The 20,298-nt window shown below is 64.2% G+C and carries 16 protein-coding genes; 3 read left to right on the forward strand and 13 right to left on the reverse strand.

Annotated elements, in window-relative coordinates; all coding sequences use genetic code 11:
• Nucleotides 1-188: 188 nt before the first annotated feature.
• A complete protein-coding gene (locus F757_RS0130710) occupies nucleotides 189-1,313 on the forward strand; it encodes a VTT domain-containing protein (protein WP_027214676.1) in 1,125 nt (374 codons plus the stop codon).
• A 51-nt stretch (nucleotides 1,314-1,364) separates the two neighbouring features.
• Here the strand turns inward: F757_RS0130710 and F757_RS0130715 are convergent, their stop codons facing one another.
• Complete coding sequence (locus F757_RS0130715; RefSeq protein WP_027214677.1) at nucleotides 1,365-2,945, reverse strand: GGDEF domain-containing protein; 1,581 nt, start codon at nucleotides 2,943-2,945, stop codon at nucleotides 1,365-1,367.
• A gap of 106 nt (nucleotides 2,946-3,051) precedes the next feature.
• Entirely contained in the window at nucleotides 3,052-3,930 is an 879-nt protein-coding gene (locus tag F757_RS0130720) for a CHAD domain-containing protein (protein WP_027214678.1), read from the reverse strand.
• A gap of 219 nt (nucleotides 3,931-4,149) precedes the next feature.
• Between F757_RS0130720 and F757_RS0130725 the strand changes: the two genes are divergently transcribed.
• Nucleotides 4,150-5,736, forward strand: a complete 1,587-nt coding sequence (locus F757_RS0130725; RefSeq protein ID WP_027214679.1) for an inorganic phosphate transporter — start codon at nucleotides 4,150-4,152, stop codon at nucleotides 5,734-5,736.
• Between the two features lie 103 nt (nucleotides 5,737-5,839).
• Here the strand turns inward: F757_RS0130725 and ppk2 are convergent, their stop codons facing one another.
• Both ppk2 and F757_RS0130735 read right to left on the reverse strand, forming a co-directional pair.
• Nucleotides 5,840-6,766 (reverse strand): polyphosphate kinase 2, encoded by a 927-nt coding sequence (gene ppk2 / locus F757_RS0130730; protein WP_027214680.1) that lies wholly within the window; start codon nucleotides 6,764-6,766, stop codon nucleotides 5,840-5,842.
• A 141-nt stretch (nucleotides 6,767-6,907) separates the two neighbouring features.
• Nucleotides 6,908-7,327: a VOC family protein gene (locus F757_RS0130735; protein WP_051376905.1), complete on the reverse strand. Its 420-nt coding sequence runs from the start codon at nucleotides 7,325-7,327 to the stop codon at nucleotides 6,908-6,910.
• Between the two features lie 199 nt (nucleotides 7,328-7,526).
• Here F757_RS0130735 and F757_RS0130740 point away from each other — a divergent pair, with 199 nt between their 5' ends.
• Complete coding sequence (locus tag F757_RS0130740) at nucleotides 7,527-8,570, forward strand: S1C family serine protease (RefSeq protein ID WP_027214682.1); 1,044 nt, start codon at nucleotides 7,527-7,529, stop codon at nucleotides 8,568-8,570.
• 104 nt (nucleotides 8,571-8,674) lie between these two features.
• Here the strand turns inward: F757_RS0130740 and ggt are convergent, their stop codons facing one another.
• The 9 genes from ggt to ehuR all read right to left on the reverse strand — a co-directional run bounded on the left by ggt (nucleotide 8,675) and on the right by ehuR (nucleotide 19,985).
• Nucleotides 8,675-10,408, reverse strand: coding sequence for a gamma-glutamyltransferase (gene ggt / locus F757_RS0130745; protein ID WP_027214683.1), 1,734 nt, complete (start codon nucleotides 10,406-10,408; stop codon nucleotides 8,675-8,677).
• A 140-nt stretch (nucleotides 10,409-10,548) separates the two neighbouring features.
• Nucleotides 10,549-11,964, reverse strand: a complete 1,416-nt coding sequence (locus tag F757_RS0130750) for an aspartate aminotransferase family protein (RefSeq protein WP_027214684.1) — start codon at nucleotides 11,962-11,964, stop codon at nucleotides 10,549-10,551.
• Between the two features lie 41 nt (nucleotides 11,965-12,005).
• Nucleotides 12,006-13,508: an NAD-dependent succinate-semialdehyde dehydrogenase gene (locus F757_RS0130755; protein ID WP_027214685.1), complete on the reverse strand. Its 1,503-nt coding sequence runs from the start codon at nucleotides 13,506-13,508 to the stop codon at nucleotides 12,006-12,008.
• Nucleotides 13,509-13,651: 143 nt separating this feature from the next.
• Entirely contained in the window at nucleotides 13,652-14,143 is a 492-nt protein-coding gene (locus tag F757_RS0130760) for an Lrp/AsnC family transcriptional regulator (RefSeq protein ID WP_027214686.1), read from the reverse strand.
• A 4-nt stretch (nucleotides 14,144-14,147) separates the two neighbouring features.
• Nucleotides 14,148-15,170 carry a N(2)-acetyl-L-2,4-diaminobutanoate deacetylase DoeB gene (gene doeB / locus F757_RS0130765; protein WP_027214687.1) on the reverse strand — a complete coding sequence of 341 codons (1,023 nt, stop codon included), beginning with the start codon at nucleotides 15,168-15,170 and terminating at the stop codon, nucleotides 14,148-14,150.
• Nucleotides 15,171-15,174: 4 nt separating this feature from the next.
• Nucleotides 15,175-16,401, reverse strand: coding sequence for an ectoine hydrolase DoeA (gene doeA / locus F757_RS0130770; protein WP_027214688.1), 1,227 nt, complete (start codon nucleotides 16,399-16,401; stop codon nucleotides 15,175-15,177).
• Nucleotides 16,402-16,410: 9 nt separating this feature from the next.
• Nucleotides 16,411-17,412 (reverse strand): cyclodeaminase, encoded by a 1,002-nt coding sequence (locus F757_RS0130775; RefSeq protein ID WP_027214689.1) that lies wholly within the window; start codon nucleotides 17,410-17,412, stop codon nucleotides 16,411-16,413.
• On the reverse strand, nucleotides 17,409-18,413 hold the full coding sequence (gene eutB, locus F757_RS0130780) for a hydroxyectoine utilization dehydratase EutB (RefSeq protein ID WP_027214690.1): 1,005 nt from the start codon (nucleotides 18,411-18,413) through the stop codon (nucleotides 17,409-17,411). The genes F757_RS0130775 and eutB overlap by 4 nt, the downstream gene beginning before the upstream one ends.
• A 174-nt stretch (nucleotides 18,414-18,587) precedes the next feature.
• Nucleotides 18,588-19,985 (reverse strand): MocR-like ectoine utilization transcription factor EhuR, encoded by a 1,398-nt coding sequence (gene ehuR / locus F757_RS0130785; protein ID WP_027214691.1) that lies wholly within the window; start codon nucleotides 19,983-19,985, stop codon nucleotides 18,588-18,590.
• Nucleotides 19,986-20,298: the final 313 nt, after the last annotated feature.

Genomic DNA, 20,298 nt, shown 5'->3' on the forward strand with positions numbered 1-20,298 from the left:
TCACGTCTTGAACGAAATTGCAGCGCGTCGCACGTGGCCGCGTTCGCGGACCATCGGGTATCCTCGACGATCAGGGACGTCCGCGCGACAGGAACGCGTTTTGCGTGAGCGGACCCGCCGGGCTGCCGGAACGGCGCACCCAGCTTGCCAACCCGAACAAACGCAAAACAGCGAGAGGAGCCGCGCAATTGGTAGAGTTTCCGTCCTCGGCGGTGTCCACCTGGGGCGGCGCGGTCGTGTTCGCCAACGTGCTGATGACGCGCCTCGGCGTGCCGATTCCCGCCGTGCCGGTTTTGCTGTTCGCCGGCTCCGCGATCGCGGCGGGCACCCTGTCGTTCTGGCCGGTGCTGTGCGCGGCCGTGCTCGGCGCGCTGATCGGCGACGGCGTCTGGTTCACCGCAGGCCGTCTTTATGGGCGCAAGCTGATCGGCGTGCTCGGCCGGATGCTGCCTGCCGTGGACGCCCGCATCGAACAGGCGCGCGCGCTGTTCGAGCGCTTCGGCGTGCCGCTCGTGTCGATCTCGAAGTTCGTGCCTGGCCTTGCGCTGGTCACACCGCCGCTGATGGGCACCACCGCCGTCGACGTCCGCATCTACGCCATCTGGGATCTCACAGGCGCGACCGCGTGGGCCACGTTCTGGCTGCTCGGCGGCGCAGCGGCCGAACGGCAGTTGCACATGCTGCTGGAGTTCGTGCGGGCGCGCGGCGGCACCGTGATTGACGTGCTGATAGGCGCCGCGCTGCTGTATCTCGCGTATCGGCTTGCGCAGCAGCGGCGGGCGCGCCGCCAGGCCGCCCTGCTCAATAGCGCCGATACAGCCGGGACCGCCGGCGGAGCCAGGCAAGCGCGAGCGTCGCGCTACGCCGGGGGCCGCAAGCCTACGCCTAAGGTCCTCGACGCCCGTCCGCAGAGCGCGGCACCCGGCGCAGCCTCGCCGATTCCCGGCGCGCTCCCGCTGGATCCCCATTCGCCGGAGCAGATCGACGGCGCGCTGCGCACTTTTGACAGCGTGATCTACTGCGTATGTCCGGACAGTGCGACCGCCGCTGAGATTAGCGTGCGCATGCGCAATTATGGCTACACGCGGATTCGCTCACTGCACGGCGGGCTGGAGGCATGGCAACGGCGCGGTTTTCCCGTGGGCTTGCTGCTGGCCGAAGAGATGCCCTCGGGCAAGTGGACCCGCTCACGCGGCGAGGCGCGCGGCGACGCGTCAAACACATCAGGCACATCGAACGCCTCGCACGCCTCACACGCCTCAACCGCCGTGACGCTGCGCGGTTTTGCACCGCGAAGCCGGGCACGCGCGTGAGCGCCCGTCCGGTGCAGTCGACGCGCGTCTAGCCGGGAGTATGAGGCGCGCTTACGACGGCGAGTCCTGCGCCACCGAGCCCACCGCCGCCGGCCCGCAAGCAACGCGATTGCGCCCCGCCGCCTTCGCTACGTAAAGCTGGCGGTCGGCGGCGGCAAGCAGATCGAGCGCGTTTGCGCCCTGCGCGGGCACAATCGTCGCGCAGCCGACGCTGACCGTGACCGTCACCGTGCCGGCGCCGCCATGCAGAATGTCCTGTGCCTGCACGCTTCGCCGGATCTTCTCGGCGACAGCGCGCGCGCCATCGGCCGAGGTGTCCGGCAGGATCACGGCAAACTCTTCGCCGCCATAGCGCGCGACCAGATCGACCGCGCGGCGCACCGTCGACGATATGCATTCGGCCACCGCACTCAGTGCCTCGTCGCCGCTTGCGTGCCCATAGGTGTCGTTAAAGCGCTTGAAATGATCGATATCGATGAATAGCGCGGACAGCGGCTGGCCGCTGCGGCGCGCGCGCCGCCACTCTTCGTCAAGACGGTTATCGAGTGCGCGCCGGTTGCTGAGCCCGGTCAGCGGGTCGGTGGCGGCCAGACGCATCAGCGCTGCCTGCGCGCGCAGCCTGCCGTGCAATGCATAGGCAAGCAGCCACGACACCACCACGAACACCGCGCCGAACGCAATTGTCAACGCCCCGCTGATCATGGCCCGGTGGCGCCACGGCGCGAGCACGTCGTCGACCGCGGGCGCGACGACTGCAATCAGCGGCGTGCCGGGCACATGCACATACGTGAACATGCGCTGCACGCCGTCCATTGCGGAATGCGCCACATAGGAACCGGCGCTGTGCGCGGCCATTCTGATGAAGGTCGGCGACTTCGCAATGCTCGTGCCGATATCGCTCGGCGAGTACGGCTTGCGCGCGATCAGCGTGCCGTCATTCATGGCGATGAACACCGAGCCCTGTTTGCCGACGCTGATCCGCTCGAGCAGGTGCTGGAAGTATTCGATGCGAATGGCGAGCAGCGCGACTCCGGCAAAGTTGCCGTCCCGATCGTTGATACGCCGCGTGAGTCCGATCGACAACTTGCCGTCACGCAAACGCGAGTGGAACGGATGCGACAGATATAACCCAACTGCCGGGTTGCGCTGATGCACGACGAAATAGTCGCGATCGCTGAAGCGAATGCTCCGGTTGATTCCGCCGCTTTGCGAGGCGATCACCTCGCCGTTCGCGCCGACAATATAGGCGCCGCCCAGAAAAGCGGCCGTTGTCGCGCGATCGAACAGCACCGCGCGCCGCACATCGTCAGGCAACCCCGCGCTCAGATCGAGATGATGCTCGGCGCCGTCCACCATTGCCTGCAACGAAAGGGCATAGATCTCTACGTTTCTTTCGAGGTCGCTGGAAATGATCGAGACGAGATTGCCGGAGGTCTCCCGCGCATGATCGAGCGCGTCGGCGCGGCCATTAGCGAGCGTGAGCAGCGTGAGGCCCGCCATTGCGACGGCCACCAGCGTGCCGGCGAGACCCGCCAGCACCGGGTGGTTGCCCACGTAGCGCGCGACCCCGGCTCCGTTGTGCAGCAGTTTCCGGCGCCAGCGCCGCCCCTGTGAATGCCCCCGATATGCCACCTGCGCGTTGCCTCCGTTGCAAACGGGCTGCATCGAACGCGAGCGGCCCGCTTTCAGATCTTATATGCAGGCGCTGTGCCTGCCAGGCGCCGCGCCGCTTCACGCGTCATAGTTTGCGCAGCAGCCCCGCTGCCGAGCGCATCCGGCGTTTGCGTTCCTTGTGCAGCGAGTGCAGCACGCTCCCGGTGTCGCCCGCGCCGGAGAGCAGATCCGCGTTGTCGCGCAACAGCATTTCGCTCGCGACAATATCGTTTAGCGTACCGAAACGTTTCTGAACCTGCTTCAAACGTTTGAGCGTTTTCTTGTGACTGCCGCTCAGAACCGGCTCGAAAAACTCCAGCAGGTAACGCAGCTTTTTACCGGCCTTTCTCACGTCGTGAAAGGCGGCGTAGTTCGAACGCCTGGCGTGGCGCGCGCGTTTTGCGCGCTTCGTCAAAGAGCGCTCAGAAGCTGCAATCCGCTTGCTCGCGAATTTGCGCAGCGGCACGCGTTCGTGCGCGGTGTTGAGCTCCGTTGATGCGCTTGTCAACGCATCGCGCAGTAGATGCTTGACGTCCGCGTTGCTCAGCGTCTCGCGGCTCGTCGAAAGCGCGTTGCCGCGCGCTTCTTCGAGCGCGGGGGCGAAGTTGCCGGCGCCGTCCTCGTGCCGGATCAGTTCGATCAGAATGTCCCAGTCGCGCGTCTTGCCCGCTGCCGTGGCGAGATACTTGTAGAGCGCCCGTTGCCGGGTGTTTCCGCCCTTCTCGAGCAGCGGCCCGAACGCCCACCACAGCGAACGCAGGCGGCGCAGTGAAACGCGAAGCTTGTGCAGCGCTTCAGGAGACGGGGCGTCGCGCACCGCATTGGCGTACGCAATGGCGTCGCTCACGAGCGGTGCCGCATACGACGCGAACGCCGCCTGCGCCGTGGGTTCCGGCGTGCTGGAGCCGGCGGCCGCAGGGCCACCGTTCGCCTTACGGCTTTCCTTCTGACCGTCGCGCTTCATGAAGACTCCTGGAAGGTGCGTGTTTCAGCGTAGCAAAAAAGATTCCTGTCTGCCATGGACGGGCTGCCGAAGCCCGGCAAGACCGAGGCGGCATCCGCCACGCCGGCTATGCGTGCTGCATTCAGGCGCACGCGCGGCCACGACACGCGGCTGTCATCGTACCGACATGCGCGCCCCGCACGATCCAAAGCTCCGCGACTTTTTTCAGGGGCACACGTCATGCCGGAACTTTCATACCCTCAACCGGGTGGGATCAGTGGCAAGGGGCGCAATATCGGCCTCGTGATCTTCCTCGCCGTGATCGCCGTGGGCATCGGCTATTGCAGCATGCAACTGGTGGGCGACCTGCAACCGGTGCGTGAAGGTTCCGTGCTTCCTTATCTGCTGCTCGGCATCGCGCTGCTGATCGCACTCGGATTCGAATTCGTCAACGGCTTTCACGACACCGCGAATGCCGTCGCCACGGTCATCTACACGCATTCGCTCGCGCCCAATCTCGCGGTGGTATGGTCGGGCGCATGGAATTTTCTCGGCGTGCTGACCTCGAGCGGGGCCGTCGCGTTCGGCATCCTGCAACTGCTGCCCGTCGAACTGATCCTGCAGGTGGGCAGCAGCGCGGGCTTTTCGATGGTGTTCGCGCTGTTGATCGCGGCGATCATCTGGAACCTCGGCACCTGGTATTTCGGCTTGCCCTCGTCGAGTTCGCATACGTTGATCGGTTCGATAATCGGCGTCGGCCTGATGAATCAGTTGATGCACGGCGTGAACGGCACGAGCGGCGTGGACTGGAACCAGGCGCTCGGGGTCGGCAAGTCGCTGCTGTTTTCGCCGCTCGTCGGCTTTCTCGCGGCAGGGTTGCTGCTCATGATCCTGAAAGCGGTAGTGCGCATTCCCGCACTCTATGCGGAGCCTAAGGGCAAGGAACCGCCGCCGTTCTGGATTCGCAGCCTGCTGATCCTGACGTGCACGGGCGTTTCGTTTGCGCACGGGTCGAACGACGGCCAGAAGGGCATGGGCCTCATCATGCTGATCCTGATCGGCACCGTGCCCACGGCGTATGCGTTGAACAAGGCGGTGACGCCCGCACAAACGCAAACCTTCGTGGCGGTCGCCGAACAGACCTCGGCCGCACTCGCGCGATATACGAACGGCGCGCCGCAGTCGGCCAATCCGCGCGCGGATGTCGAAGCTTATGTGCGCACGCATCAACTCACGCCCGCCACGTTGCCCGCGCTGAAGCAGCTGACGGACGTCATCGCGCAGCAAGTCGGCGCATCCGGTTCGATGGCCGCGGTGCCGCAAGGCATGGTGGATAACGTGCGCAACAACATGTATGTCGCCTCTGAAGCGATTCGCCTGATGGAAAAGGCGAAACAACCGGCCTTTGCACCAGCGGATGCAAAAGCCATCGAGAACTTCAAGGCGCAAACGGACCATGCGACAAAGTTCATCCCGACATGGGTGAAGGTCGCGGTGGCTATTGCGCTCGGCATGGGCACGATGGTCGGCTGGAAGCGCATTGTCGTGACCGTCGGCGAAAAGATCGGCAAGCAGCATTTGACGTACGGACAGGGCGCGTCCGCCGAACTCGTCGCGATGATGACGATTGGCGCAGCCGACATGTACGGTCTGCCGGTTTCCACCACGCATGTGCTGTCTTCGGGCGTGGCCGGCACGATGGCGGCCAACGGCTCGGGCTTGCAATGGGCCACCGTGCGCAGCCTGGTGCTTGCATGGGTGCTGACGCTGCCCGCCTCCATTGCGCTCGCGGCGGGCTTGTATTGGGTGTTTCGGGCGGTGTTCTGAAACGTAGACCGGGGGGCCGCCGCGGTTCGTTGCGATGGAGCCCCCGGCTGACAGCGGCTCAACGACAAAATCCACGCCTGACCGATGCCGGTCGCCCGAGCGCTCAATACACCTCAGGCACGATCATCGAAGCCGGCACCGGCTGACGGCTGTATTCGTCGTGATAGACACGCGCGGGCAACTGGATAGTCGGATGCTCGATCTCGTGGTACGGCACCTGGCTTAGCAGGTGGTGAATGCAGTTCAGCCGCGCGCGCTTCTTGTCGACGGCCTGCACGACCCACCACGGCGCTTCGGGAATGTGCGAGCGTTGCAGCATCACCTCTTTGGCCTGCGTATAGGCCTCCCAGCGGCGGCGGCTTTCCAGGTCCATCGGACTGAGCTTCCACTGCTTCAGCGGATCGTGAATACGATTCTGGAAGCGGATTTCCTGCTCCTCGTCGGTAATGGAGAACCAGTACTTGACGATCTGCACGCCGCTGCGCACGAGCATTTTTTCGAACTCCGGCACGGAGCGGAAGAACTCTTCGTATTCCTCGTCGGTGCAGAAATTCATCACCCGCTCCACGCCCGCCCGGTTGTACCAGCTACGGTCGAACAGCACCATCTCCCCGCCGGCCGGCAGGTGCGAGACATAACGCTGAAAGTACCATTGGGTGCGCTCGCGATTGTTCGGGGCCGGCAGCGCCGCGACGCGGCACACGCGCGGATTGAGCCGCTGCGTGATGCGCTTGATCGCGCCGCCCTTGCCCGCGGCATCGCGTCCCTCGAAAATCACGACCAGCCGGTGCCCCGTCTGCACGATCCAGTCCTGCAGCTTGACGAGTTCGCCCTGCAAGCGGAACAGCTCGCGAAAATACATCTTGCGTGCTTCGCGGTTCTCGCGCGTGAAGGTTTCGGGACCGTCGAGAATGCGGTCGTCGACCTCCATTTCGAGTTCCTCGTCGTACGCGTCGATGAGGTCTTCCTCGAAACGGCGTTGCCGCTCAATCAGCAACTCGGCTTCAGGTCTCGGATCCTGCTCTTTCATTGCGGCTCTCCTCGCGGCGGAAATGATCGGGCGCGCGGCGGCATGCGCGACGCGGACGCGCCCGATTATCGGTGCGCCCGGTGTCAGCCGTGTTACCGCCCGGCCGCTTCATGATAGCGAGTTTTGCGCGGACAGCCGCCGCTAGCGCAGCGGTTTGGCAAAGCTGATTTCGTGCCCGTCTGGGTCCGTGATGTGGAAGTAGCGCTCGCCCCACGGCGCGTCGGACGGCTCCAGCGAGGGCGTCAAACCCGTGGCCAGCGCCTTCCGATAGATCGCATCGACATCCGATACGTAAACGATCACGCGGCCCCACCAGTTCACTGGCGCACGCGGGTCGGCGATCAGGTTCAGGAACGTGCCGCCAAACGCAAACGACGTGAACGCAGCGTCTTCGCCGCCGAATTGGAGCGGAAAGCCGAGGGCCCGGTAAAAGCCCACCGCCTGCCGCATGTCGCTGGTGGCGAGGGTGATCGCGCTGAGCGACTCGATGCGCGGTTCGTCTGGTGTACTGCCGGTCGATGTTGCAGTGCCGGGAGAATACGTGGCGGATGGGTCGATCATGGCTCTCTCTCTCCAATAACGGCGCGGTGTGACATGACATGAAGTAGCGTCGCGCGGCATGCCGGCCGTCGATGGCGAGCAATCAGCCTGCCAGCACAAAGTGTCTCACACGGCACGATGCATGAGACGTGCGCCGCTTCACACTTGAAAACCTTACGCGCGCCCCGCATCTGCGTTTCCGTTTATCCGGAGCATCGCCATGGGAAGCCGTCCACGCTTCATTGATGACCTGTCGCGCGCCGCATCCGACGCCCCCGGGCCGAACTCATTCACTCCTCTATCCGACGACGCCCTGCTCGACGCCTATTCGCGCACCGTAATCGGCGCGCTCGAGCGCGTGCAGCAGGCCGTCGCCTTCATTTCCGTCGAACGCCGGCTGCCCGGCGCCGCGCCCGGCCGCGAGCGCGGCGCGCGCGGCGGCACCGGCTCGGGCTTCATCTTCACGCCGGACGGCTATCTGCTGACCAATAGCCACGTCGTACGCGGCGCAACGCACATTCAGGTGACGCTGGCCGACGGCGCGAGATTCGACGCCGATCTGGTCGGCGACGATCCCGGCAGCGACCTCGCGGTGTTGCGCATCGGCTCGCCGGAGCCGCTGCCTCACGTCGAGCTTGGCGAATCGTCGAAGCTGCGCGTGGGGCAGATCGCCATCGCAGTCGGCAATCCGCTCGGCCTCGCGCAGACCGTCACCACCGGCGTGGTGTCGGCGCTGGGCCGCTCGCTGCGCTCGAACTCCGGCCGCATGATCTACGACGTGATCCAGACCGATGCCGCGCTCAATCCGGGCAACTCGGGCGGCCCGCTGATCAATTCCGCAGGCCAGGTGATCGGCGTGAATACCGCGATCATTCCCGGCGCGCAGTCCATCTGCTTCGCCACCGCAATCGACACGGCGAAGTGGGTCATCATGCAGATATTCGCGCATGGCCGCGTGCGGCGTGCGTATATCGGCGTAGCGGGCACCACGACGCCGCTGTCGCGCCGCGTGCAGCGCTATTTCGCCCTGAGCGCGCAAAGCGGCGTGCATGTGATGGAAATCGTCAAAGGCAGTCCCGCAGCGGCGGGCGGCTTGCGCACGGACGACACCATCGTCGCCATCGACTCACAACCCGTGCAGGACGTGGACGCGCTGCAACGCACGCTCGACGCGTCGCGCATCGACAAGCCGGTCAACGTAACGGCGCTGCGTGGCGCGCAACGGCTGGAACTCACGTTGACACCCGTTGAACAGGCAAGCTGATTCGCACGCAAAAAAAGACCTCGGGCTCTTTCGAGCGCGAGGTCTTCTGCTGTTGCGAGCGGAGCATGCGGGCAGATGTTCCGCGCCGCCCGCGCGAACTACGCTTACTGGATGATCCGCGTCACGCCACGGCCGCGCGGATCCGCTGCCGGCTCGGGCGTGTTGTCGTTGATCTTGATTGCCTGGATGTCGCCGTTGAAGTTCTGCGCCTTCAGCGTATAGCCCTTGGCCTCCACGGCCTTGGCGAGCTCGCCGTCGATCGGCAGGTACGGCTCCCAGAAAATCGTGTTCGGCGGCAGCAGTTGATGATGGAAGCGCATCGCAGCGACTGCGTCCGGCAACGGCATGTTGAAGTCGTAGATGTTGTTGATCACCTGGAAGATCGACGTGAAGATGCGCGAGCCGCCAGGCGTGCCGATTACGAGCGACACCTTGCCGTCTTTGGTGAGGATCGTCGGGCTCATGGAAGAGAGAGGGCGCTTCTTCGGTTCAATCGAGTTCGCGTCGCTGCCCACCACGCCGAACATGTTGGCTACGCCCGGCTTCGCTGAGAAGTCGTCCATTTCGTCGTTCAGCACGATGCCCGTGCGGTCCGCCACTACGCCGGAACCGAAGTAGCCGTTCACCGTGTAGGTGTTGGACACCGCGTTGCCCCACTTGTCGACCACGGAGAAATGCGTGGTCTCCGCTTTTTCCGGCATCGACGTGCCGAGTCCGGGTTGCACGCTCTTCGTGTCCGACGGCGTTTCCGGATTCACTTCGGCCGCGCGCTTGGCGATGTATGCGTCGTCGGTCAGTTGCGCAACGGGTACCTTGTAGAAGTCCGGGTCGCCGAGATATTGCGCGCGGTCGGCAAATACGCGCTTTTCGATCTCTGCGATCAGATGAATGTACTGCGGCGAATTGAGCGGGACGTCCTTGAAGTCTGCCGCGCGGTCGGCTTTCATCTTCAACAGCTGGACGAGGCCGATGCCGCCCGAGCTCGGAGGCGGTGCGGTGTACACGCGGTAGCCCTTCCAGTCGGCCGCAATCGGCTGACGCCAGACGGCTTTGTACTGCTGCAGATCGGCCTTGGTAATCAGACCATGACCGCGCATGGACTCCGCAATCAGGTCAGCCGTCTTGCCCGAATAAAAGTCTTTCGCGCCCTGGTCGGCAATGCGCTGCAGCACAGCGGCAAGGTCGGGCTGCTTGAAGTTCACACCCTGCTTCAGGTTGCCGAAGTACGTGTCGAAGTTGGTTTTGCCGGCGAATTCCTTGGCCGCTGCATCGCGGCGCTGCTGCAACTGCTCGCTCACCTCAAAGCCGTCGCGCGCATAGTGAATGGCCGGCGCGAGCACCTGCTTCCACTTGAGCTTGCCGAAACGGCGCTGCGCCTGCCACATGCCGTCTACGGTGCCGGGCACGCCCACGGCGCGGTAGCCATACAGGCTCATGCCTTTGATGACCTCGCCCTTGTCGTCGAGATACATGTTCTTGGTCGCGGCGAGCGGCGCGCGTTCGCGATAGTCGAGGAAGTACGGCTTGCCGGCCACGTACAGCGTCATGAAGCCGCCGCCGCCGATGTTGCCCGCTTCCGGATAGGTCACGGCAAGCGTAAAGGCGATGGCCACCGCGGCGTCGACCGCATTGCCGCCTTCCTTGAAGATCTGTTCGGCGGCGTCCGCGCTGTATTCGTCGGCGACCGCGATGGCGGACGCAGTGAGTACCGCCGGTTGCGCTTTCGCGGGCGGCTTCGCGACGGCCGGCGTGGCCTCGAGGAAGCCGAAGGAAACAGACAACACAGTGGCCAGCGCAAATACGCTGGCGGACGCTCTGGCATTGCGGAACAACTTCATTGATATCCCCCAAGACGACTGTTTCACCTGACGATCACTACAGTTCCCTTGGGCTTATAACATGTGAAGCGCCTCTTTGCGAAGCCGCGCAATTTCGTAAGGCGGCTGTTGCGGCACACAAAGAGGCGCACAGTTGCGGGTCAAACAGCGGACGCGGGCGTCAGAACTTGCGAGGCCACCTCGTCTACAGCCGCGCGCGCGAGCTTTACGATTTCATCCACATCGGCACGTGAAGTCACGAGCGGCGGCGCGAACCCAAGAATGTCGCCATGCGGCATCGCGCGAGCAATCAGACCCCGTTGCAACGCAGCAGCAGACACGCGCGGGCCCACTTTTAGCGCTGGGTCGAACGGCCGGCGCGCATCCTTGTCGGCCATGAATTCGAGCGCGGCCAGCATGCCCGCGCCGCGCACTTCGCCGACCAGCGGATGCGAATCGAAAGCCGCGTGCAGTTGCTCGAGCAGATACGCGCCGGTCTGCTCCGCGTTTTGCGTGAGATTCTCGCGCTCCAGAATGTCGAGGTTCGCGAGCGCCGCTGCCGCACAGATCGGATGGCCCGAATAGGTCCAGCCGTGACCCATCGGCCCGAGTTCCTGCGAAGCCTTGTCGATCACATCCCACACGCCTTCGCTCACGATCACGCCGGAGAGCGGCGCATAGGCGCTCGTCAGCCCTTTCGCGACGGTAATCAGATCGGGCGTGATGCCGTAATGCTGCGCGCCCATCTTCGAACCGAGCCGGCCGAAACCGCACACCACCTCGTCGCAGATCAGCAGAATGTCGTGCTTCTTGAGCACCTGCTGGATGGCGGCCCAATAGCCAGCCGGCGGCGGCAGGATGCCGCCTGTGCCCATGACGGGCTCGCCGATGAACGCGGCAATCGTGTCGGCGCCTTCGCGCGCGATGAGTTGCTCCAGTTCTTCCACGCAGTACGCGACGAACTGTGTTTCGTTCATGCCGGCCGGCGCATTGCGATACCAGTGCGGGCACGTGGTGTGTTTGACGCGTTCGATAGGCAGGTCGAAGCATTGATGGAAGCTCGGCAAGCCAGTGAGGCTGCCGGTCACGATACCCGAGCCGTGATAGCCGCGCTGCCGCGAAATGATCTTCTTCTTGTTCGGCCGGCCCTTCACGTTGTTGTAATACCAGACGAGCTTGATCTGCGTTTCGTTCGCGTCCGAACCGGACATGCCGTAGTAAACCTTCTTCATGCCCTGCGGCGCCCATTCGATGATGCGCGACGACAGTTCGATGATGGTATCCGTCGAATGGCCCACGTACGTGTGGTAGTACGCGAGCTTCTTTGCCTGCTCGTAGATTGCCTCGGCCACTTCGGTGCGGCCGTAGCCGATATTCACGCAGTAAAGGCCCGCGAACGCGTCGATGAATGTCTTGCCCTGGTGGTCTTCAATGCGGATGCCCTTCGCCCCCGTCACGATGCGGCCCGGCAGCGCGCCGCTCGCATGGTCGTGAGCATGCGTGGAAGGATGCATGAAGTGCGCGCGATCGGCGCTGAAGAGTTGTTCGAGTTGCTGCAGTTGTTCGGGCTGAGTCATGAAAGGCTCCTTCGTTCCTTCGTTAAATGCATGGATTGGGGTTACGCGGCTGCGGCGCTGCGAGCGGCAAGCGTGCCGGTCAGCGGCAAGCCGAGTTGGCCAAGACAGAAATAGCGCGTTTCGACAAACGGTTCGAAGCCCTCGGCGCCGCCTTCGCGACCCAAACCCGACGACTTGATGCCGCCAAACGGAATCGGCGCGCCGGTAAACTTCGCGCCGTTCACCGAAACCATCGCGAAGTCCAGACGCCGGATCAGCTGAAACACCGTGTTCAGATCGCGCGAACAGACGTAAGCAGCCAGGCCGTATTCAGTGTCGTTCGCACGCTCGATTACTTCGTCTAACGAATCAAATGCCGTTACCGCGGAAATCGGTGCGAAGTTTTCTTCGTCGTAAATGCGCATGCCCGGTGCGGCGTCGGCCACCACGGTCGGCTCGAAGAACCAGCCGCCGCGTTCGTGCGCCGAACCGCCCACTGTGATGCGAGCGCCCTTCGCTTGCGCGTCGGCCACGCGTTGCACGGTCGCGTCGAACGCGGCTTGATGCATCAGCGGGCCCACGTCCACGTCGGCTTCGAATGCCGAGCCCACTTTCAACGCGCGAACTGCGTCGCTGTATCGCGCGACGAACGCCTCGTACAGCGGACGTGCAACGAAAATGCGATTCGCCGCGCAGCAGTCCTGGCCCGACGTCTGAAACTTCGCGGCAACCGCGACCCGCACGGCTTCAGCGAGGTCTGCATCTTCGGTCACGATGAACGGCGCGTTGCCGCCCAACTCGAGCGCCGTCTTCTTGATGCCGGCTTGTGCGACGGCCTGCATGACCAGCGCGCCAACGCGAGTGGAGCCAGTAAAGCTCACCGAGCGCACGCGCGAATCGCCGACCAGCGTTTGCATCGCCATTTGCGGTTCGCCGAGGACCACGTTGAACACGCCCGGCGGAAAACCCGCCTCTTCGGCGAGCTGAGCGAGTGCAAGTGCGGAGAACGGTGTTTCATGCGCAGGCTTCACCACCACCGTGCAACCCGCGGCGAGCGCGGCCGCCGCCTTGCGCGTGATCATTGCACACGGGAAATTCCACGGCGTGATCAAGGCCGCGACGCCCACGGGTTCGATCACGGTGCCCAGTTGCGCACCATCGATATGCGTGGGAATGGTGCGTCCATTCAGGCGCCGCACTTCATGCGCGAACCATTCGACGAAGCTCGCGCCGTACGCAATCTCGCCGCGTGCTTCCGCAAGCGGCTTGCCCTGTTCGAGCGAGAGAATCGCGGCCAGGTCGTGCTGATGGCGCAGGATCAGTTCGTGCCAGCGCAGCAGCAACGCGGAGCGTTTCGCGACCGGCAGCCAGCGCCATGCGGAAAACGCACGCTGCGCGGCGTCGACTGCCTGCGTGATCTGCGCGGCGTCGAGCATCGGCACATGTCCGAGCACCTGCTGGTCCGCGGGATTGTGCACGGCGACACTCGCCGCACTTGCGCTATGGACCCAACGCCCGTCGACGTAGCACAGCGATTTGAACAGAACCGGATGACCCAGCAACATGACGACCTCCTGTGTGCGATGTATGTCTGTCACTGTACGGTGAGCGGCATCGCTGTTTTTTCGGTTCGCGTGGGCTGCGGTTTGCGTTTTTTCCGTAATGCGCGGCGGGGCGTGGTGTTCTTTCGGCAGCTTCGCAGCGTGCGTCAACTGTCCTCGCCGAACGACTCCTCGGCCCACTCGGGCACGCCTTCAGGCATGCTCTTCACGACCTTCGTGACGATGTACGTGAAGTACTTTTCGATACCCAGTTCGTCGGTGAGTAAAGAATCGATAAAGCGCTGATAGTGGTCGATGTCGCGCGACATCACGTGCATCACATAGTCCACTCCACCGCCGGTTGCATGGCATTGCACGACTTCCGGCGAAGCGCCGATGCGCTCCTCGAAACGCCGCATGTCGTGCGCGGTGTGGCGCGCGAGCGTCACCTCCACCACGACGCGCGCACCCTTGAACGCGCGCAGCCAGTCCACGTCGGCGCGATACCCGCGAATCACACCGCTGTCTTCGAGCCGCTTGACGCGCTCCCATGCCGGCGAAATGGACAGACTGATTTCTTCCGCGAGACGCGACTTGGTGATGCGTCCGTCGCGCGCCAGAATGCGCAGAATCGCCAGGTCATAGCGGTCGAGTTTCATGCGCTCAAACGCCTACGGGTATACCGCGTTCGACGACATCGGCCAGCACTGCAACGGTGTCGCCGATCCGCACGAGCCCTGGAAAATGCCGCGCCGCCAGCAGACCGCGACGGCGTGCGCGATATTCGACCGGCGCAACGCCGGTGCGCGACGCGTCGTAGATGCGCGCGATCACCTCGCCGCTTTCCACCATGTCACCGAGGTCCTTGCACATTTCGAGCAGGCCGTCGTGTTCGCTGGTGGTGAAGCAGGTGCCGTCGGGCATGTCGAGCAAGGTCGTGGTGCGCGGAGCATCCGCGGGCGGCTCGTGAGCCAGCACTCCAGCATGCTGCAGAAAGCCCCGTATGCCGCGAGCCGCAACCGCGACGCTTTGCGCCGTGGCCGAGCCGCCGCCGCCGAGTTCCGTTGATACGAACACCTTGCCCGCTTCCTCCGCCGCAGTGTCATAGAGCCCGACGCTGTCCAGTTCCAGCATTCGCATCGAGTAAGGCGCGCCGAACGCACGCATCGCCGCTTCGCAGCGCGCCTGCTGCTGCGCCTCTGGCAGCACGTGAATCGCGGCGAACGGCACGAAGTCGAGCGTGCGGCCGCCGGCATGCAGATCGAGAACATAGTCTGCGAGCGGCAGCAGGTGGCGCTGGAAATAGTCGGCGATCTTCTCGGTGACGGTGCCGTCCGGTTTGCCAGGAAAACTGCGGTTCAGATTGCCTCGGTCGATGGGCGACGTGCGGCTGCCCGCGCGAAACGCCGGGTAATTCATGAACGGCACGATGATGACGCGGCCTTTCACGTCGTCGGCCCGCAGCGTTGCGGCAAGCTGCGAGAGGGCGATAGGCCCTTCGTATTCGTCACCATGATTGCCGCCCGTGAGGAGCGCGGTTGGTCCGTCGCCGTTGCGGATGACGGTGATCGGAATCATCACGGCGCCCCACGCGGAGGCGTCGTGCGAATACGGCAGTTTCAGAAAGCCGTGCTGCTCGCCGTCTGCATTGAAGTCGATTGTCGGCTGAATGGGCGAAGCGCGCATATGCCTACTCCTTCACGAACAGTTTGCGCGGCGTGTTGCAGAACGGCTCGACCCCGTCTTCGGTAATCAGAATGCTTTCGGTAATTTCGAGGCCCCAATCGTCGAGCCACAGGCCGGGCATGAAGTGGAACGTCATGCCCGCTTCGAGGACCGTCTTGTCCCCCGCACGCAGGCTCATGGTGCGCTCGCCCCAGTCCGGCGGATAGCTCGCGCCGATCGGATAACCGCAACGGCTGTTCTTTTCGATGCCGTATTTGTGCAGCACCGCGAAGAATGCATTGGCGATGTCTTCGCAGGTGTTGCCAGGTTTGGCCGCGGTGAGCCCCGCCTCGATGCCTTCCACCACCGCGCGTTCGCCCTCGACGAAGTGCCGAGGCGGCTTGCCGAGAAACACCGTGCGCGACTGCGGACAGTGATAGCGCTTGAAGCAGCCCGCGATTTCGAAGAACGTGCCCGCCCCTTTGACGAACGGTGTGTCGTCCCAGGTGAGGTGCGGAGCGGCGGCGTCCGCGCCGGTCGGCAGCAACGGCACGATGGCCGGATAGTCGCCGCCGTGGCCCTCCACGCCGCGAACGCCCGTCGAGTAAATCTCGGCCACCAGGTCGTTCTTGCGCATGCCCGGCTCGATTCGCTCGACAATGCGCTCGTGCATTGCTTCGACAATGCGCGCCGCCACGCGCATATATTCGATTTCGCGCGGCGACTTTACCGCGCGTTGCCAGTTCACGAGGCTCGTTGCGTCCTGCCATTTCGCTTGCGGCAAATGCTCGACGAGCGAACGGTAAGCCGCCGCGCTGAAATAGTAGTTATCCATTTCGACGCCGATTCGAAGCGCTCCCCAACCGCGCGCCTCGATCACCTCGCGCGCGAGGTAATCCATCGGATGGCGCACGGCAGACTGAACATAATGATCTGGATAACCAACTATATGGTCATGCTGCATGAACACCGTGCGCTTCGCGCCGTTTGCGTCCTGGCCGCGGCCGAACCATACGGGTTCGCCGTCCAGCGCCAGCAGCACACATTGGTGCACATAGAAAGACCAGCCGTCGTAGCCGGTCAGCCACGCCATGTTGGTCGGATCGGACACGATCAGCAGTTCGATCCCGGCGGCCTGCATCGCCTTCCTCGTCTTGCCGATACGTGTGTCGTATTCGGCCCGTTCGAACGGCAGGCGTACGGCCGACGCCTGATCGCTCACGTTGCGTTCCAGTTGTGTTGTCTCGGACATCGTCCCCTCTTAGCGCTGCACATCGTTACGGAAGATCATTCCTGCGTTGGCCGCACGCGCCCGCTGTAAAGCGAGCGCCGCAATGGCCGTGTCCTGCGCGCCGGTGCCGGTCAGATCGCAGATCGTCACGTCGGCATCGTTCGCCCGCCCCGCGGCCTTGCCCGCGATCACCTCGCCCAGTTCGACGATGCTGGCGTCGGCCTTGATCGCGCGAGCACTCAGCGCATGGTGCAGTTCGCCGAGTACACGCGTTTGCTGCACGCGGTCGCACACGTAGCGCGCCGCAGCCAATGCGGCCGGCGCGATTTCGTTCTTGTGCTCCGCATCCGAGCCCATTGCGGTGATATGCAAACCGGGGTGCAGATGCGCAGCCTCAATCAGGGGCGTGCGGCTCGGCGTCGTCGTAATGGCAACGTCCGCTTCGGCGAGCGCGTGCGCGACATCGCGTGCGGCTTCGCAACGCACGCCGAGCGCGGCCGTCATCTCTTCGGCAAAGCGCTGTGCGCTGGACGGATTGCGCGCCCACACGCGCACGTGTTCGACACGCCGCACGAGCGTCAGCGCCTGCAATTGCAGACGAGCCTGCTCGCCGGCTCCGAGCACCGCCACTTGCGGCGTCTGCTGCCTCGCAAGCCAGCGCGCCGCGACCGCGCCGGCGGCGGCGGTGCGCACTGCCGTCAGATAGCCGTTGTCCAGCAGCACCGCTTCGGTCAGGCCGGTCTTCGCCGAGAGCACCAGCATCAAGCCATTCAGGCTCGGCAGACCGAGCGCGGGATTGTTGAAGAAGCCGGGGCTAACCTTGATCGCGAAGCTGTCGAACCGCGGCAGGTAGGCGGTTTTGACATCCACTTCGCCGTTTTGCGCGGGTAGATCGAGGCGCAGGATGGGCGGCATCGCGACGTCTTCGGTCGCCAGTGCGAGGAAGGCCGCTTCGACCTGATCGATGGCCGCGAGATCGAGCGGCACCAGTTCGCGAAGCTGCGCTTCGCCGAGCAAAGTGATAGACGTCATGTGGTTTCGTGTGATTCGGATGGCGCGGGCACCGCATTGACGATGCGGCGATGCAGTTCGATGTCGATATTTGCACCCGTCACGACGATCACGAGCGGACCGCGCGGAGCACGCGCGTCGTGCAGCGCGCCGTCGAGCAACGCCGCCATGCCGACGGCCGCCGCGCCCTCCACGACGAGGCGCTCATGCAGGTATGCATGGACGATACCGCGCGCAATGGAGTCCTCGTCGAGCAGCAGCGTGTCGTCGATCAGATCGCGCGTGAGCTGATACGTATAGCGGTTTTCAAGGCCGATGCCGCCGCCGAGCGAGTCCGCGAGCGTTTCCACTTCTTCGACCAGCACTGGCCGGCCGCTTGCGAGACTCGCATGCATTGCGGCGCCGCGCGCCATCGTCACGCCGCTCATGCGAATCGCGCGGTGCGCGCTCTTTGCCGCAAACGCGACGCCTGCAAACAGACCGCCGCCGGACAACGGCACCACGATATGCGCAACGTCCGGCAACGCTTCGACAATTTCCAGGCCGATGGTCGCCTGCCCCGCGATAACCCGCAGATCGTCGAACGGCGGTACATACGCGAAGCCTTCTTCGCAGACAAGCCGCAGGGCTTCGCGCTCAGCGTCGTCCTGGCTCTTGCCGACAATGCACGCGCGCGCTCCGAGCGCGCGCACTGCCTGCACCTTGTTGTCCGGCACGAGCGCCGACATGCAAACAGTTGCTTCGATACCGAGCGCGCGTGCCGCATGAGCCACCGCGCGCCCGTGATTTCCCGTCGATGCCGTGACCACCTTGCCGCAGCCCTGCGCTGCGAGTTCGGTTAGCGCATTGGTCGCGCCGCGCAGCTTGAAGCTGCCGGTCGGCTGCACGGTTTCGAGCTTGAGATAAACCGGCGCGCCCGCGATGGCCGACAAGCTCGGCGACTCGACGAGCGGGGTGCGCAACACGCGCCCCTCGATACGGCGACGCGCGCGGTAGACATCGGCCAGCGACAGAACGGACATGAACTCGGCCCTGCACGAAAGGGGTTAGTCCGATGCTGCCGGTTCTGCACGACGACTGGAGCGTCGAGCCGCCTGCGGCCGCATCGTTTCGAATGCAGCCCAGTCTAATGTTCTAAAAAGCGATTTCTATTGTCCTAGTTCATTTCGCGTGCTGCCTCGCAACGCGGCTGCCCGTCAGGTGAAATCGTGCACTTGCGGATACTGCTCGAAGACCTCGCGCATGGTGTCCAGCGCCGCCTTGTAGGTTTCGTCGCTCACTTCGGCGCCGACGCACACACGCACTGCGCTCGGCCGGTCCGCGCCGCGCACGAGGAACGGTTCCGCGGAAGTCACCGCAATATCGCGGTTGCGCAGTTCCCTGACGAGGCGGTCCGCCTGCCAGTGTTCCGGCACACGCAGCCACGCGGACAAGGCTTGCGGATGTGCGCCCAGTACATAAGCGCCGAGCGCTTGCTGCAAGAGCGCCTGACGTCGCCCCAGACGTTCGCGCTGAATCTGCACGAGCCGCGCCGCTGTGCCGTCGGCAATCCAGCGCGTGGCGACTTCGGCCATCGGCGAGGTCGCCATCCAGCTGCTCACGCGCAATACGCTCTCCGCGCGCAGCGCGAGACGGCGCGGCGTGGTCAGGTAGCCGATGCGCAAGCCGGTCAGCACCGACTTCGTCATGCTCGTGCAGTAGAACGACAACTCGGGGATGAGACTCGCAATCGGCGTCGCCGGCTTAGCGGGCAAGGGGCCGTACACATCGTCTTCGATCACGTACACGCCGTAGCGCTCGGCAATGCGCGCAATCGCGCGGCGCCGCGAGTCGGGCATCATCGCGACAGTGGGATTGTTCAACGTGGGCGTGCAGACGAGCGCGCTGATCCGCTCGCTGTCGCACATCTCCTCGAAATGTTCGGGATGGATGCCGTATTCGTCGATCTCGAGGCCTTTTAACGTAAAACCGAGCACGTTGGCCGAACCTATCACGCCGTGATCCGTCAGGCTTTCGCACAGCACCGTGTCGCCCGGGCCGACCAGCGAGGCGAGCGCGAGAAAGATGCCGTGTGCGGCGCCATTCGTGACGAGCAGCGTATCCGCCGAAGCCGGCATGCCGAGCGACGCGAGCCACGCCACGCCCGCCTGCCGGTGATGCTCGAAACCCGCAATGGGCCGGAACGCGCGAATCCACGGTTGGTCATCGAGCGTGGAGAGCGTCGCACAGACCTTGCGCCACATCGCGTCGTGTTCCGGCGTGTGAATGATGCGCGCAATCGAAAAGTCGACCACAGAGCGCTCGGCCGTGTCGAGCATGTAGTTGGACATGGTTTCCGTGACGCGTGCCGCCACGAAACTGCCGCGGCCCACTTCGCAGCGGATCAACCCTTGCCGCTCCAATTCCTTGTAGGCATTGGTCACGGTCTGCACGCTGATGGCCAGCTCCGCGGCCACATCGCGCTGCGGCGGCAAGCGCGCGCCCGCGGGCAGCGCGGCGCTTTCTATATCGCCCGCTATGGCCTTGACCAGCCGCTTGTATTTCGACTCCACGCCGTGCACCGCCCGCACCGCATCACGCCACTGCCCGATCACTTACGTCCTCCAGTGTTGCACTGCTCCACGTGTGTGGATACCTTGTTGCGAGTGCCTTTGCCGGTACTGTGTTGCAAGTACCAGGCTGCGAGTCCCGCTTACGAGCGCGCTTTGCAGCCTCGTGCGTCCTCGTCGTAAACCCTTGCTGTCCGCTTTGCGCCAAGCCTGTCATACCGCCTGCCAACGCCTCTCATACTGCCGCGAAACAGGCCCGGAAAATTATTGTCCTAGAGCAATCGGATTAAAAAATTGGCTTTGTATGCTGCATTCAGGGTTGCAGCTGGAGGCCGGGCAAGAGGCGGCGTCGCCGGCT

It is taken from the genome of Burkholderia sp. WSM2232 (genome assembly GCF_000472545.1).
Taxonomy (GTDB): Bacteria; Pseudomonadota; Gammaproteobacteria; order Burkholderiales; family Burkholderiaceae; genus Paraburkholderia.

Coding starts and splice junctions, on each gene's coding strand:
- F757_RS0130740 (WP_027214682.1), top strand. CDS start 7,527: ATGGGAAGCCGTCCACGCTTCATTGATGACCTGTCGCGCGCCGCATCC.
- eutB (WP_027214690.1), bottom strand. CDS start 18,413: ATGTCCGTTCTGTCGCTGGCCGATGTCTACCGCGCGCGTCGCCGTATC.
- F757_RS0130760 (WP_027214686.1), bottom strand. CDS start 14,143: ATGAAACTCGACCGCTATGACCTGGCGATTCTGCGCATTCTGGCGCGC.
- F757_RS0130750 (WP_027214684.1), bottom strand. CDS start 11,964: ATGACTCAGCCCGAACAACTGCAGCAACTCGAACAACTCTTCAGCGCC.
- F757_RS0130720 (WP_027214678.1), bottom strand. CDS start 3,930: ATGAAGCGCGACGGTCAGAAGGAAAGCCGTAAGGCGAACGGTGGCCCT.
- F757_RS0130755 (WP_027214685.1), bottom strand. CDS start 13,508: ATGTTGCTGGGTCATCCGGTTCTGTTCAAATCGCTGTGCTACGTCGAC.
- F757_RS0130735 (WP_051376905.1), bottom strand. CDS start 7,327: ATGATCGACCCATCCGCCACGTATTCTCCCGGCACTGCAACATCGACC.
- doeB (WP_027214687.1), bottom strand. CDS start 15,170: ATGCGCGCTTCGCCCATTCAGCCGACAATCGACTTCAATGCAGACGGC.
- ggt (WP_027214683.1), bottom strand. CDS start 10,408: ATGAAGTTGTTCCGCAATGCCAGAGCGTCCGCCAGCGTATTTGCGCTG.
- F757_RS0130775 (WP_027214689.1), bottom strand. CDS start 17,412: ATGACGTCTATCACTTTGCTCGGCGAAGCGCAGCTTCGCGAACTGGTG.
- ppk2 (WP_027214680.1), bottom strand. CDS start 6,766: ATGAAAGAGCAGGATCCGAGACCTGAAGCCGAGTTGCTGATTGAGCGG.
- F757_RS0130725 (WP_027214679.1), top strand. CDS start 4,150: ATGCCGGAACTTTCATACCCTCAACCGGGTGGGATCAGTGGCAAGGGG.
- doeA (WP_027214688.1), bottom strand. CDS start 16,401: ATGTCCGAGACAACACAACTGGAACGCAACGTGAGCGATCAGGCGTCG.